Origin of the sequence: Aminobacter sp. HY435 (assembly GCF_027568395.1) — a bacterium.
Taxonomy (GTDB): domain Bacteria; phylum Pseudomonadota; class Alphaproteobacteria; order Rhizobiales; family Rhizobiaceae; genus Aminobacter.
Map to the genome: position 1 here is coordinate 25,975 of NZ_JANKZL010000001.1, position 14,055 is coordinate 40,029.

At 64.1% G+C, this 14,055-nt stretch carries 17 protein-coding genes; 5 read left to right on the forward strand and 12 right to left on the reverse strand.

The genetic code is table 11. The features are described from left to right. Position 1: 1 nt before the first annotated feature. From PCJ21_RS00115 to PCJ21_RS00155, 9 genes are all read right to left on the reverse strand, one after another. Positions 2-637: a nuclear transport factor 2 family protein gene (locus tag PCJ21_RS00115; RefSeq protein ID WP_269929350.1), complete on the reverse strand. Its 636-nt coding sequence runs from the start codon at positions 635-637 to the stop codon at positions 2-4. 27 nt (positions 638-664) lie between these two features. Continuing rightward, complete coding sequence (locus PCJ21_RS00120; protein ID WP_269929351.1) at positions 665-1,123, reverse strand: MaoC family dehydratase; 459 nt, start codon at positions 1,121-1,123, stop codon at positions 665-667. A 2-nt stretch (positions 1,124-1,125) separates the two neighbouring features. Continuing rightward, positions 1,126-1,926 carry an SDR family oxidoreductase gene (locus tag PCJ21_RS00125; protein WP_269929352.1) on the reverse strand — a complete coding sequence of 267 codons (801 nt, stop codon included), beginning with the start codon at positions 1,924-1,926 and terminating at the stop codon, positions 1,126-1,128. 19 nt (positions 1,927-1,945) lie between these two features. Further along, entirely contained in the window at positions 1,946-2,704 is a 759-nt protein-coding gene (locus PCJ21_RS00130) for an enoyl-CoA hydratase family protein (protein ID WP_269929353.1), read from the reverse strand. A 13-nt stretch (positions 2,705-2,717) separates the two neighbouring features. Then, positions 2,718-3,785 carry an NAD(P)H-dependent flavin oxidoreductase gene (locus tag PCJ21_RS00135; protein WP_269929354.1) on the reverse strand — a complete coding sequence of 356 codons (1,068 nt, stop codon included), beginning with the start codon at positions 3,783-3,785 and terminating at the stop codon, positions 2,718-2,720. Between the two features lie 123 nt (positions 3,786-3,908). Continuing rightward, positions 3,909-4,673, reverse strand: a complete 765-nt coding sequence (locus tag PCJ21_RS00140; protein ID WP_269929355.1) for an SDR family NAD(P)-dependent oxidoreductase — start codon at positions 4,671-4,673, stop codon at positions 3,909-3,911. Positions 4,674-4,718: 45 nt separating this feature from the next. Further along, a complete protein-coding gene (locus PCJ21_RS00145) occupies positions 4,719-5,255 on the reverse strand; it encodes a nuclear transport factor 2 family protein (protein WP_269929356.1) in 537 nt (178 codons plus the stop codon). A gap of 52 nt (positions 5,256-5,307) precedes the next feature. Continuing rightward, positions 5,308-6,483: an acyl-CoA dehydrogenase family protein gene (locus PCJ21_RS00150; RefSeq protein WP_269929357.1), complete on the reverse strand. Its 1,176-nt coding sequence runs from the start codon at positions 6,481-6,483 to the stop codon at positions 5,308-5,310. Beyond that, positions 6,480-7,667, reverse strand: coding sequence for an acyl-CoA dehydrogenase family protein (locus PCJ21_RS00155; RefSeq protein ID WP_269929358.1), 1,188 nt, complete (start codon positions 7,665-7,667; stop codon positions 6,480-6,482). The genes PCJ21_RS00150 and PCJ21_RS00155 overlap by 4 nt, the downstream gene beginning before the upstream one ends. A gap of 168 nt (positions 7,668-7,835) precedes the next feature. On the opposite strand from PCJ21_RS00155, the gene PCJ21_RS00160 reads away from it, so the two are divergent. Further along, entirely contained in the window at positions 7,836-8,606 is a 771-nt protein-coding gene (locus tag PCJ21_RS00160) for an SDR family NAD(P)-dependent oxidoreductase (RefSeq protein WP_269929359.1), read from the forward strand. Between the two features lie 51 nt (positions 8,607-8,657). Here PCJ21_RS00160 and PCJ21_RS00165 read toward each other — a convergent pair whose 3' ends face one another. Next, positions 8,658-9,518, reverse strand: a complete 861-nt coding sequence (locus PCJ21_RS00165) for an SDR family NAD(P)-dependent oxidoreductase (RefSeq protein ID WP_269929360.1) — start codon at positions 9,516-9,518, stop codon at positions 8,658-8,660. 37 nt (positions 9,519-9,555) lie between these two features. Continuing rightward, a complete protein-coding gene (locus PCJ21_RS00170) occupies positions 9,556-9,969 on the reverse strand; it encodes a nuclear transport factor 2 family protein (protein WP_269929361.1) in 414 nt (137 codons plus the stop codon). A gap of 131 nt (positions 9,970-10,100) precedes the next feature. On the opposite strand from PCJ21_RS00170, the gene PCJ21_RS00175 reads away from it, so the two are divergent. From PCJ21_RS00175 to PCJ21_RS00190, 4 genes are all read left to right on the forward strand, one after another. Then, complete coding sequence (locus PCJ21_RS00175; RefSeq protein WP_269929362.1) at positions 10,101-10,589, forward strand: nuclear transport factor 2 family protein; 489 nt, start codon at positions 10,101-10,103, stop codon at positions 10,587-10,589. A 99-nt stretch (positions 10,590-10,688) separates the two neighbouring features. Further along, the gene (locus tag PCJ21_RS00180) at positions 10,689-11,567 is read left to right on the forward strand and encodes an SDR family NAD(P)-dependent oxidoreductase (protein ID WP_269929363.1); all 879 of its coding nucleotides are present in this window, start codon (positions 10,689-10,691) and stop codon (positions 11,565-11,567) included. Then, positions 11,564-12,457, forward strand: a complete 894-nt coding sequence (locus PCJ21_RS00185) for an SDR family NAD(P)-dependent oxidoreductase (RefSeq protein WP_269929364.1) — start codon at positions 11,564-11,566, stop codon at positions 12,455-12,457. Before PCJ21_RS00180 ends, PCJ21_RS00185 begins: the two co-directional genes overlap by 4 nt. Positions 12,458-12,641: 184 nt before the next feature. Next, positions 12,642-13,379, forward strand: coding sequence for a TetR/AcrR family transcriptional regulator (locus PCJ21_RS00190; RefSeq protein WP_269929365.1), 738 nt, complete (start codon positions 12,642-12,644; stop codon positions 13,377-13,379). Positions 13,380-13,431: 52 nt separating this feature from the next. Here the strand turns inward: PCJ21_RS00190 and PCJ21_RS00195 are convergent, their stop codons facing one another. Beyond that, the gene (locus PCJ21_RS00195; protein ID WP_269929366.1) at positions 13,432-14,037 is read right to left on the reverse strand and encodes a VOC family protein; all 606 of its coding nucleotides are present in this window, start codon (positions 14,035-14,037) and stop codon (positions 13,432-13,434) included. Between the last annotated feature and the right edge of the window lie 18 nt (positions 14,038-14,055).

Consider the following 14,055-nt stretch of genomic DNA (forward strand, 5'->3'; position numbering starts at 1 on the left):
GTCAGCGTACGCGGTTTCCACGGACTTCGTTACCTTTGCGCATGGTTTCGATGAAAGCTTCGAGCGGTGCCGGCTCCGGCAGCGCTTCCTCGGGACCCGAACGCGCCCAGAATTCCTTCCAGGACGGGAACAGGTCGTGGAACGAACCCTCATAGGGTTCGCGGCCGGGCCAGCGCATCTTGCGCGAGCCGACGGGAGGCTTGTTGAGGTCGGTGGCGTACCAGTAGAGCGGCTGACGGCGGCGGAAGCACCAGCGTCCGTCGATGCGCTCGTAGCGGTCGTAGTACATCATCTGCATGATGACCCATTCCGCGCCGCACTCGTGTTCGTTCTTGGAGTAGACGACGCCCACAGCATTGTCGGCGTCGATGAACTCGATGATCGTCGAACCGACATGGTGCGAGGTGCCGTCGAACTGCTTGCGCATGGTGTCGTCGAGCCAGTCGCGCAGCGCCGCCCGACCCGACTTGCCGCCGCCGACCTTGACGTCGGGCGCAAACAGCGAGGCCATCGCGCTCATGTCGCGCATGTCGAGCGCCAAGGAATATTTCGAGATCAGCTGGCGGATCTCGTCGCGCGACTCGAGCCTGTCCAGCCGCGCAAGGATCTCGGCCTGCGCATCGCTAGTCTTGTCCATTGTCATCTCCCGACGGCCCTTCGCGTCTTAGAAATAGTATCGGCCGACCATGTCGGCGACGCAGGCCGGCTTTGCCGACCCCTCGATCTCGATGGTCACGCGAACGGTCGTCTGCACCGCGTTTCCGGCCAAGAGCTCGGCATTGACCAGCTCGCCAACAGCCCGAACCCTCGAGCCGACCGGCACCGGTGCTGGAAAGCGCAGCCGGTCGCAACCGTAGTTGATGCCCATCTTCATGCCTTCGGCCTTGAACAAATCCGGCAGGAAGCCATTGATCAGGGAGAAGGTCAGGCAGCCATGCGCGACCGTGGTGCCGAACGGCCCGTCCTTGGCGCGCACCGGATCGACATGGATCCACTGGTGATCGCCGGTCGCCTCGGCAAACGTGTCGATGCGCTTCTGGTCGATTATCAGCCAGTCGCTCGAACCGAGGTTCTGGCCGATGGCCGCCACCGCCTCTTCGGGCGAGGAGAAGACGAGCCCCATGCTCACGCCCTCTGGCTGGAAACGGAGACGATCTCACCGACCATGTAGCCGGCATAATCGCTGGCCAGGAACATCATGACGTTGGCGATTTCCCACACTTCCGCCGCGCGGCCGAAGGCTTCGAGGCTGGTCAGCGCGTCGAGCTGCTCCTGCGGCGCCGACTTCTTGAGGAAGTCGTGCATGGCGATCGACGGCGACACTGCGTTGATGCGGATGCCGTATTCGGCGGCTTCGACGGCCGAGCAGCGGGTGAAGGCCATCACGCCGGCCTTGGCGGCGGCATAGTGCGACTGGCCCTTCTGGGCGCGCCAGCCGAGCACGGAGGCGTTGTTGACGATGGCGCCCTTGCCGCGCGGCTGCATCTTCTTGAGCGCGGCGCGCGTCATGCGCATGGTGCCGGTGAGCGTGACGTCGAGCACCAGGTTCCATTCCTGGTCGGTCATTTCGACCACCGGCTTCAGGCCACCGAGACCGGCATTGTTGATCAGAACGTCGATGCCACCGAGCTTTTCCTCTGCCGCGTCGACGAGCGCCTGCACCTGCTCTTCGTCGGTGACGTTGCAAAGCTGGCTGTAGATTTCGACCGTCGGGGAGAACTCGCGCAGCTTCTCGGCCGCCTCGCCCAGACGACGCTCGTGGACGTCGGAGATCATGATAGCGCGGCAGCCTTCCTCGATCGCCTTGCGAGCGGCGGCGAAGCCGATGCCGACGCCGGCGGCGGCGGTGATGAGAACCGAACGGCCCTTGAGCAGGCCATGGCCTTCGACATAGGGCGGAACGGGCAGGATTTTGGTGGCGGTCATCTGGGGCGTCCTGGTCTGATTACTTCTTGAAGTCGGCGTCGCGCTTGCCGACGAAAGCGTCGCGCGCCTCCTGCGATTCCTGGGTCAGGTAGGCCTGCGCGGTGAAGCCCTGTTCCCAGCGGTATTTCTTCTCGAGATCGCCGTCCTCGATGCCGTTGAGCGCTTCCTTGGCTAGGCGGATCATGATCGAGCTCTTTGCGGCGATGGTCTTGGCGATCTTGATGGCTGCATCGCGCAGTTCCTCGCGCGGAACGACCTTCTCGACGGCGCCAAGCCGATAGGCCTCGGCCGCGTCGATAGGCTCGCCGGTAAAGTACATCTGGCGCACCTTCTGCACCGGGAACAGACGCTGCAGGTGCGCGCCGGCGCCGAGTGCGCCGCGATCGACCTCGGGCACGCCGAAGGTCGCGTCGGGCGAGCAGACGATGATGTCGGCCGACCCGCAGATGCCGATGCCGCCACCGAGGATGTAACCGTGCGCGGCGACGATCACCGGCTTGAGCCCGCGATGCACGGCGCGGAAGGTTTCCCAGTTGCCGGCATTCACTTCCGGAATACGCTCGGGATGCTTCTGCAATTCCTTGATGTCGACGCCGGCGCAGAAGCCGCGGCCTTCGGCGCGAATGACGATCACCCGCACATCGCCATTGGCGTTGAGGGCATCGATCTCCTGCGACAGCTTGCGCCAGCCGATGCTGTCGAGCGCGTTGACTGGCGCGTTCTCGATCACCACTTCGGCAATGCCGTCTTCGATCCTGGTCCAGAACTGGTCGCTCATCGAAATATCTCCGTTACTTCGCGGCGACGAGCGCCGAAATTTCCTTGAGGCGCGCCTCGGCCTCGGCAACGATGCGAACGATCAGTTCCTCGCAGCTTTCGAGCTTGTTGATCATTGCGGCAGCCTGGCCGGACGGTAGCAGGCCGGTTTCGGTATTGCCTTCGACCACGCCGCGCTGCACGAGCGTCGGCAGGTTCGGCGCCATCACCGTCTGGGCAAAGCTGTTTTCGCCGCTCGACAGAACCTTCAATCCGAGCTTGGCCATGGCGATCGGGCCAAGGCCGGATTCCTTGCCCCACTGGCGAGCATATTTCATGCTCATGGCGAGCCGCGCTGGCAGGCCCATGCTCTCGAGACGCCTGATCTCGGCGTTTTCGATGAAGCGCTGCGGCATGCCGTCGACGGCGGTGGTGGTGCGGATCAGCGTCGGATCCTTGGTGGCGAGGTAGCGGTCGAGCGCCGAGCTGGGAACCGGCGATTCCTTGGTCATCAGGAAGCGCGTGCCCATGGCGATGCCGGCTGCACCGTAGCCGAGAGCGGCAGCCAGGCCGCGACCGTCGAAGAAGCCACCGGCAGCCACTACCGGAACCTTCACCGCGTCAAGAACCTGCGGCAGCAGGATGGTGGTCGGCACAGCGCCGGTATGGCCACCGCCCTCGCCGCCCTGCACGGTAATGATGTCGGCGCCGAGTTCGACTGCCTTGATCGCGTGCTTGACGGCACCGACCGTCGGCATGCAGACGACGCCGGCGTCCTTCAGTCGCTTGATCGTCTTGGCGTCGGGGCCGCGACCGTAGCTGACGGCGCGAACCTGATGCTTGATGACAGCCGCGATCACCTCTTCGGCGTTGGGCTGGAACATGTGGAAGTTGACGCCAAACGGCCGGTCGGTCTTCGACTTGATCAGCAGCAGCTGGTTCTCGACGTCGCCCGGTTCGGTTGTGGCGCCGGCGAAGAAGCCGAAACCGCCAGCGTTGCAGGTCGCAGCTGTCAGGTTCGCATCGGCCACCCAGCCCATGGCAGTCTGCACCACCGGGTAGCGGCTGCCGAGGCGTTCGCACAGGACGGTATGCAGGCTCATGGTCATTCTCTCTTGCTGGTTTTCCAGTGAGCGCCCCTTGCGGGCCGGGGCGACCACTCTGTCTGCTTTCAAATGATGCGCCGCACAATCCGGAACATCGTCTGAATGAACTAACGAAAACGATCAGTAGAAGACGCGTCCGCCATTGACCATCAGCGTCTGCCCGGTGATGAACCGCGCCTTGTCGCTGGACAGGAAAACGACCGCGTTGGCTATGTCTTCCGGCTCGCTCAGCTCGCCAAGCGGGATCATGTTCCTGGCCCGCTCATAGGCGTCCCTGGGGATACGCTGCATGGCGCGGGTGTTGGTCGGTCCGGGGCAAACGGCGTTGACGTTGACCTTGAACGGCCCGAGCTCACGGGCGAGCGCGCGGGTGAAGCCGAGCACGCCGGACTTGGCAGCGGCATAGTCGACGCAACCGATGTCGCCATTCATCGCCGAATCGGACGAGATGGAGACGATCTTGCCCGAGCGCCGCTCGCGCATGTCTTCCACGACCTGGCGCGTGCAGGTCAGCGTGGTCATCAGCGAAACGCCGATCACGAACTGCAGCGTTTCAGGTTTCGCCTGCCAGAATTCGGAATAGTTCTCGCGCGCGGTCTGGCCGATGTTGTTGAGCAGGATGTCGACCGGCCCCAATTCGCGCTTGATGCGGGCGAAACTGTCGACCACCACTTGCTGGTCCGTCATGTCGCCGACCAGCGGCAGCGCCTTGACGCCATGCGCGCGCACCAGTTCCATAGTCTCTGCGAGCGCCTCGGCCTCGCGATCGAGTATGGCGACATCGGCGCCTTCCTGGGCGTAGGCGATGGCGGCGGCGCGGCCGATGCCGTTGCCGGCTCCGGTCACAACGGCGATCTTGCCGGCGAATTGCCTGGCGTTTGTCATGTCTTCCTCCCTGCGAAACAGTTAGCTGCTGAAAATCAATCGGCGTCAGCCGCCGTGGCGGCCAAACAGTTTCAGGACTTCGTAGGACAGGTCGTCAGGACCGGGCCGCCCGGGTGGGCTGCCGGCTGCGAAGTCGCGATAGGCCTCGGCGTCGACTTTGCGCCTGGTCGACCAGTCGAGCGTTATGGACCGTCCCAGGAACCGCCACTCGCCATTGTCGCGCCGGTAACGGTCGAGGCTGCGACTACCGGTGATCACCTCATGGGCGTCAGGGCCATGCGTGCGGTGATAGTTGATCTTGTAGACCTCGCCCTCGGCGCGGTCGCCGTCGATCTCAAAGCTGGTGTTAACGACATAATGGGCCGTCGCAGCGTAGCTGGAGAGCGCCTTTTCAACGAACGTCATGTAGGCGTCCGGGCCGCCGACGAACATCTCGCCATGCTCCTCGTGCGCATCGTCGTGGTAGAGGCTGCGCAACAACGCGAAATCGCGCCGGTCCACCGCCCGCGAATAGGCCGTCACCAGCCGACGCAGCGCATCGCGCGCTGCGAGCTCCTCCAGATCCGCCTCACGAATGCCCATGCTGGTCCTCCCAAACCCGTGCCGCACCAACCGGGGTGCGGCCGCGCCATCCTCATGATTTGCCGCGCGGCTCCCGTGGCATGCCCAAGCCCTGCTCGGCGATGATGTTGAGCTGGATTTCGTTGGTGCCGCCGTAGATCGTGTCGGCGCGTGCAAACAAAAACATCTGCTGCAGCCGCTCGCGGCGCGGATCGTCCGAGATCACGTTGCCGTCCATGCCGAGCACGTCCATGGCCAGGCGGCCAAGGTCGCGATGCCAGTTCGACCAGTGGAATTTGTAGGCCAGGCCTTCGCGGCGCGTGTCGGCCGCCGGTTCGTCGCTCAGAACGCGCATGGCGAGATAACGCATGGCGCGCAGGCCAACCCAGGCGCGGGCCAGCCGATGCCGGACGGCAGGAGAGCGATCCGCGCCATTTTCCTTGGCGATATCGACAATCAGGTCGAGCTCCTGCTGGAAACCCATCTGCTGGCCGAGCGTGGAAATGCCGCGCTCGAAGCCGAGCAGCGCCATGGCGATCTTCCAGCCGTCACCTGGCTGTCCGACGACATGTTCGGCCTTGGCGCGGGCGTTGTCGAAGAACACCGAGTTGAACTCCGAACCACCGCCGATCTGCTTGATTGGATGGATGTCGACACCCGGCTGATCGAGTGGCATCAGCAGGAAGATCAGCCCGTTGCGGCCGACCGAACCTTCCTCGCAGCGCGCCACGACGAAAATCCAGTCGGAGAGATGCGCAAGCGACGTCCACACCTTCTGGCCAGAGACCAGCCAGTCGCCGGTTTCGGCGTCCTGCCTTGCGCGGGTCTTGATGTTGCCGAAGTCCGAGCCGGCGCTCGGCTCGGAGTAGCCCTGCGCCCAGAACTCGGTGCCGTTCAGGATGCCCGGCAAGAAGCGCTTCTTCTGTTCTTCTGTGCCAAATGCAATCAGCGTCGGTCCCATCAGGCCTTCGCCGATATGCCCCATGCGTCCGGGACCGCCGGCACGACTGTATTCTTCCTGGAACACCACCTGCTCGGCGACCGACAGGCCGCGACCGCCGTGCTCGGCAGGCCAGCCCGGGCAGGTCCATCGGCCGCGCGCCAGTTCCTGCTCCCATTCCTTGCGCAGATCGGGCAGTGCATCGCCCTCGCCCGAGCCGCCGCGATATTTCAGCTCGGCAAACTTGCCGTTGAGATGGCCTGCCATCCACTCGCGCACTTCGGCGCGGAAGGCGTTCAGGTCGCTCATGGCCGGCCTCCGTCACTGAACAGCGCAGCGGCAATGTTGTCCATCTGTGCCTCGCGTGAACCGAGCAGCGCCGCGCTGGCCTGCGCGCGCTTGAAATAAAGGTGTGGGTCGTATTCCCAGGTGAAGCCGACGCCGCCATGCAGCTGGATCGCTTCTTCTGCGGCAAGGAACTGCAGATCCGACGCCAGAACCCGCGCGCCTGCAATCTCCAGGGCGCTCGCGGTCGCCTCGGCCTGGTCCATCGAAGCCGCCGCGCCGAAGACAAGCGAGCGCGCTTCGGCGATGTCCACCACCAGCTTGGCGCAGCGATGCTTGATAGCCTGAAACGAGGCGATGCTGCGCCCGAACTGCACGCGCTCCGAGATGTAGTCGAGCGTCAGGCCGAAGGCCCCTTGCGCCGCCCCGATCTGCTCGGCAGCGAGTCCGAGATTGGCATGGCGAAGCGCCTCGGCGAATTGACCTTCGGTGACCCCGCCCTGGTCTATCCGACATGCGGCCGAGACTTCGACCTTGGCGAGTTCGAGCGATGCGATGGGACGGGTGGCGTCCATGACGTTGAGAGGCGTGATCTTCTGACCGGCATTGCGCGGCAGCGCAAACAGGGCGACGGCGCCATCATCCAGCTTGGCGGGAACGATCACGATATCCGCAACCGCCAGATCGATGACCTGGTCGACGCTGCCAGACAGACGATAGCCGTCGGTCGTGGAGGTGGCCTGGACCGCAACCGTCGCCGCCGGATCGGCCGCAGAAAGATCGGCGTAGGCGACGGTTACGGCCATTTCGCCCGCGGCGATGCCACCAAGATAAGTCGTCTTGGCATCGTCGCTTCCGGCCGCCTCGATGAGGGGTGCCGCCAGGCACACCGTCGACCAGAAGGGCGCGCAGGCAAGTCGTGCGCCGGCAAGTTCCATCAGGATGGCAACCTCGGTTGCCCCAAGCCCCAGCCCGCCGAATTCTTCCGGGACAGCCATCGCGCACCAGCCGAGTTCGCGTGAGATGCTGTTCCACAACTCGGCGTCATGCGTCGCTCTGGCATCGACGACGCGACGGATGGCTTCGGATGACGATTTCTCGCGCAGAAAGCGCTCGGCTTCCTCGCGGATCATCTGCTGGTCAGGTGTGAATTCGAGGATCATGAAGGTCCATGAGGCCCGTATCGCTACGGCTTTGTCGTTGAACATTGCCTCAAGCCTTTCGACGGAAGCAATGAATGCGCTTCATGCCGGATGCCACCGCCGAGCACCAGCGACATCGTCCAAATGTGGGATGTTAGGCCACTGCCGGGCCTAGTCTATTCCCGTCCGGAAGTTGGCGGGCCGTCGGCCACCGCCGTTTGCAGGGAGATGACTATGGCGCTCAGGCGTTTCGACAACAAGGTGGCGCTCATCACCGGCGCTGCCACCGGCATCGGCCGCGCCACGGCCCTGCGCCTGGCAGCCGAGGGCGCGACGTTGATCCTTGCCGACCGCAATGTCGAGGGCGTGGAAAAGGTTTGTGCGGAAGCTGCCACCAGCTTTGGCGTCCGCGCCGATGCCGTCGGTTACGATGCGGCCGACACGGCGTCGGCGCGCGCAATGGTCGACAAGGCGCTTGCACTGCACGGTCGCCTCGACAGCCTGATCAACAATGCCGGCATCTATCGCCGCGACCACTTCGCCAAACAGACCGGCGACGAATGGGCCCTGGTCTTCCGCATCAATCTCGAAAGCGTCTTCCACATCGTGCACCAGGCGCTGCCGGCACTGGCCGCCTCGCGTGGCAATGTCGTGTCGACAGCCTCGACGGCCGGCATCGACGGCATCGCCTATGCCGCAGCCTACGCCGCATCCAAGGCCGGGATCATCGCCATGACCAAGTCGCTGGCGACGGAGTATGCGCCCAAGGGCGTGCGTTTCAACGCTATCTGCCCTGGCCGCGTGCGCACCGAAATCGGCACTGGCCTGCAGCCGATCGATGATCAGGATCCGGCAATCAGCGTGCGGCCCTCGAAGCTGCTCGGCAAGATGGAGACTGGCGAGCCCGAAGACATCGCCGGCGCCTTTGCCTACCTGGCGTCGGACGATGCATCCTATGTCTCGGGCGCTGTCATCGTCGTCGACGGCGCACAGACCGTCGGCTGATCGACGAATGTGAGGCAGCCGGTCAATCGGGACCGGCTGCGCGAGTTTCGATCACGCCTTGTGCGCGTGCGCGGTGATGACGGGGCGATTGGTCCAGGTGCCATCAGCCGTCTGGCGCCAGCCGCCTGCAGCCAGCGCGCCGCCGTCGAGATTGATCGTCGTCCCCGTGATCCAGCTCGACAGGCTCGATGCGAGGAACAGGGCAGCACCCGCTGCGTCGTCAGGCTGGCCGTAGCGGCCGAGCGGCATCCAGCGCTTGACCATGTGCTGGTGCTCTTCCGGGATCCATTTCAGGATCTGGATCTGCTCGGTCTCGGTCGTCTCTGGAGCGATCGCGTTGACGCGGATGTTTTCGGGCGCCAGTTCCAGCGCAAGGCTCTTGGTGAAACCGGTGATTCCAGTCTTGAAGGCGCTGTAGACCGAGAAGTTCGGGATGCCGCGGAAGGCCTCGATGGTCGAGACGTTGATGATGCTGGCGTTCTCGCCCTTGCGCAGCAGCGGCAGGGCGGCATGCGTCATCAGGAAGATGTGCTCGAGATTGACGCCGTAGAGCGCGCTCCACTCTGCGCGCGTTGTTTCGGCGAACGGCTTGTGCACCCCCAGGAAGTCGCCGACATTGTTGACCAGAATATCGAGCCGGCCGAAGCCGTCCTTGATTTTCGCGATCAGGCTGTCGACCGCATCGGCGTCGGTCACGTCGGCGCAGGCGACGATATTGGTGACCTTGGCGGCGTCGAGTTCCGCGCGGATATTGTCGGCGCGGCCGGCGTCCTTTTCGGCAACGACGACGATTGCGCCGCACCGTCCGTAAGCCAGCGCGATGGCGCGGCCGATGCCGGCGCCGCCGCCGCTGATCAGGGCGATTTTGCCGAGCAGCGAATCCGCCATGCCTTCAAGTGACGTTTCTGTCATGATAGTCTCATTATTTCCGTTTGTTAGATGTGTTTGTTCAAGGGGCGCGAAAGGTGATGTCGGTGCGCCTATGGGCAAGGCGCCAACCATCGGCGGTGCGCACGAACCTGTCGAAATAGCGGCCGACCACCCGGGGCGTCGTGGCTGCCGGATCGTCGCGGCTGGTGCCGTAGTAAGTGAAGGTCGCGGTGCCGGTCGCTGAGACATCGTCGATCAGATCGATGACGATGTTGTGGGCCATATGGATCGTCGTATCGGTTTGGGCCTTGGCGTCGAGATAGGCACGCATTTCGGCATGGCCTTTCAGCGGACCCTTCCAGGTCTCCCACAGTCCGTCGGCGGCCCACAAGCCGACAAGCTCCTCGTGCCGGTATTCGTCGACGAGCACGCAATAGCGTCGAACCAGCTTCGCGCATTCATGTTCAGCGGCGATCCGCTCTGCCTGATCCATGGTTTCCTCCCGTGAGACGTTGGCTGGCACCGTCGTCGCTGGGAAAAGCTGTTTCATCCTCCAAACGAACGATGGCGCAACCCGGACCATGGCCCACTATGGCTCCAACACGCGAACCATCGGAGGATTCTATGACTGACCTGGAAGCGCGGCTGGCGGCGCTCGAAGCCCGAACCAAGCGCCTGGAGGATCAGCTCGCCATCTACCAGCTGCTCGCCAGCTACGGTCCGTCGGTCGACAGCCGCAGCGGCAATGTCACAGCCTCGCTGTGGGCCGAAGATGGAGCCTACGACTTCGGCGGCGATCCGCTGGTCGGCGCCGAAAATGTCGGATCGCTGGTCAACATCGAACCGCATATCCATTACGTCGCCGATGGCTGCGCCCACGTCATCTCGATGCCGCATATCGCCGTCGACGGCGATGCGGCTGTGGCTACCGGCTATTCGCGCGTCTATCTCAACCAGGGCGACCACTGGCGCGTCGAGCGCGCCAGCGCCAATCGCTGGGAGCTGATCCGCACGGCGACTGGCTGGCGGGTCCAGAACCGGGTGAACCGCCTGCTCAACGGCCAGCCGGAGGCTCGCGACCTGCTCTCCAGCGGCGTCAAGGCCGGCGACTGAAACGATCAGGCCCAACCAGGCCTGCTTGGTGGCATCGTCCGAACGTGGGATGTCCCGGCTCGTCCTCTTCTTCACCATGGACTGCCGGGAGGACACCAAATGATATCACTTGAAGGCAAAGCGGTGGTCATCACCGGCGCCGGCTCCGGCCTTGGCGCGGCATACGCCCGCCATGCGGCCCATCTTGGCGCGAGGGTCGTCGTCAACGACATCAGCGCTGCGGCGGCGCAGTCGACGGTCGATTCCATCAACGCGGCTGGCGGCCGGGCGGTCGCGCACGCGGGTGATGTTTCATCGTGGAGCTATGCCCAGTCACTTGTCGATGCCTGCATCGATGCATTCGGTTCGATCAACGGCGTTGTCAACAACGCGGGCATCCTGCGCATCGGCAAGATTCTTGAGTTCACCGAGGCCGACCTTCGCCAGATGATCGAGGTCAACCTGATCGGCACCGCGGCCTGCGCCAGCCATGCCGCACGGCGCATGTTGGCTGCCGGAAAGGGCGGTTCGATCCTCAACGTTGCTTCGGGCTCGCAGGCCGGCGACGTCGCGCTCGGTGGCTACAGCGCGACCAAGGGCGGCATCGCCTCCTTGACCTACAGCTGGGCGATGGAGCTGCGTGGTACCGGCGTGCGCGTCAACGCACTGTCGCCATTGGCCGAAACCGCTATGGCAGCCCAGAACAAGGCGCTGATGGCCGAACAGGCGGCCAACCGCGAGGTGCACTACGCCGCCCTGCCCGATCCCGACGTGAATGCCCCTGTGGTCAGCTTCCTGTTGTCGGACGCTGCCGAACAGATCAACGGCCAGGTGGTCCGCATTGCCGGCAAGCAGCTGTCTTTCGTCACCCATCCTCTGATCGCCGACCCGGTACTCGAAGGCGATTGGAACGACGTTGCGGTGCAGGCGGCCTTCGCCGGCACCCTGGTCGAAAGGCAGCAACCGCTTGGTCTCGGCTATTCGAGGAAACCCAATTGAACGCGAAAACGCCAGAGAAGCCGGTAGCGGTCGTCACCGGCGCCAGCCGCGGACTCGGCCGCGGCATCGCCATTGCGCTCGGTGAAGCCGGCTTCACCGTCTATTGTACCGGCCGCAGCGACAGGGCCGCGATCGGCCCGTGGGCCGGCACGGTTCGCGACACCGCCGAGGAGATCGACAAGGCCGGCGGCAAAGGAATCGTGGCGATCTGCGATCACCTCGACGATGGCCAGACCGAAGCGCTGTTCAAACGCGTCGACGCCGAGCAAGGTCGCCTCGACCTGCTGGTCAACAACGCCTTCGCCATGCCCGACTGGGCCGTCCCGGACGGCAATTTCTGGGAGCGCCCGCTGTCGCTGTGGCGCGACATGATCGATGTCGGTTTGCGTTCGAGCTATGCGGCCAGCCATTTCGCTGCGCCGATAATGGTGCGCCAAGGTTCCGGCCTGATCGCCAACACTTCTGGCCCCGGTGGCAAGGTCTATCGCCACAGCCTTCCCTACGGCGTCGGCAAGGCTGGCCAGGACAAGCTGGCGCACGACATGGCGCACGAGCTGAAGCCGTTCGGCGTTGCCGCGATTTCGCTCTGGCCGGGCCTGATCGGCACCGAACGCACCCTGGCGGGAATCGCTGCCGGCGGGGTCGTCGGCGACAATGCCGGCAACCTGCCCCACATCGAAACGCCCTATTTCATCGGCCGCGTGCTCGCGGCCATTCACAATTCCGGCGACGCAATGACGCTCAGCGGCGGCACGTTCTATTCGACGGAGCTCGCCGAGCGCTTGGGCGTCGTCGACGCAGACGGCCGCCTTCCAGTGTCGCGCCGCCCGATGTTTGGTGCGCCACTGTACCATCCCCTGTCTGAAGACATCGCCCTGGGAACATCATGATGGCTGCTGACAGCGATACGAATCCTGAATATGTCCGGGCTTACAGGAGCGCGAAGCGTATTATAGTCGATTTGGCGAGAGGCTCCCGGCGCGGGCGATTCGACCCTTGGTTGTCGTGCAGGTCAGCGATAACCCTCGAACGCATCCCGGGCGCGGAGTCGCGGCGTTGAGCAGGATGGCGCGTATGGCACAAACGGACGGTGGTATTGGCGCGGACACACTGGATCGCGACGGCTCGGTGCGCGCGGCGACCAACCCGCGCAAGGAGCTGGTTCGCGAGCAACTGATCGACATTGCCGCCGAGCTGTTCGACAGCAAGGGCTACGTCCAGACCAGCATCAACGACATCGCCCAGGCACTCGGCCTCGGCCGTTCTGCCGTCTACCACTACTTCCGCAACAAGGAAGAGATGCTGGCGGCACTGGTCGAATCCGAGGCGCTGACGCCTTCGAACAGGCTGCAGGAATTGATGGCCGAGCCCGGTCTGTCGCCATCGGAACGCATCCGCCGGGCAGTGGTTGACGGCATCGTGCGGCGCCTGTCGTCCGGCGCGCGCTTCATCCTGTTGTCCCGGCTCGAGACGCAGATTCCGGAAGCGCTCGGCCCCCTCTACAATCAGGGTCGCCGGCACATCTACGATTTCTACGTCCGCTGCATTTCCGATGGCATGGCGACGGGCGAGTTCCGCACGGTCGACCCCAAGGTGACTGCGTTTGCCGTGATCGGCATGGCCAACTGGACGTCTCGCTGGTACTCGCCTTCAGGCGCAAGGACGCCGACCGAGATCGGCGAGATCATCGCGGATCTCGCGCTGTCCGGCTTGCGCGCGCATGACGACCGTCCACGTGACGCCGAAGCGGTGCGCCAGACCATTTCCGGCCTGCGCCAGCAGATCGACGAGTTGGAAAAGCTGGTAAAATAGGAAAATGGCCGCCGGTGTGCCGGCGGCCGCCAATTTGCCCTTACAAGGTCGATCAGTCGAATTTCACGCCGGCATGCGCGATGAACGCACTGTAGGTGTCGAAGCGGATGATCGGATCAGAGCCGGCATAGGCGCGGATATGGTCGAGAACTGCCTGGCGTGACCGACGCCACATTGGCGGCACGATCTCGAGCATCGGTCCGTAGAGTGACGGCGACTTGTAGTAGATGATCGACTGTGACTGGCCGGCGACGCGGATCTCGTAGTCGCGCACGTAGCCCGCTGCTTCGACGCGGCTCGTTGCCTCGTCGTGATCGTGCACCCAGAAACCGAGATGCTGGAGCCCTTCGCGACCTTCGTTGAGAAAATCGGCATAGGGCGACGACGCGTCGTTGGTCTGTTCGATCAGCTCAATCTGCACGTCGCCCATATAGGCGAAGGCCAGCCTGAGTTCGACCTGCACCGGTTGGCCGCGATGATAGGTCGTGCCGACCGGCTGGCTGACGCCACGTTCCATGAAGATGAAGGGACCGACGCCGAACACGTCGATCCAGTGGCGCATCGCCTTTTCGATATCACGGACCACAAAGCCGAGCTGGGTGGCAGGTCCAAGTATGGGCCTGAGACCCGGTTGAATTTCGATCTCAGTTCCAGTCATTGGACCCTCCCAGGTAGT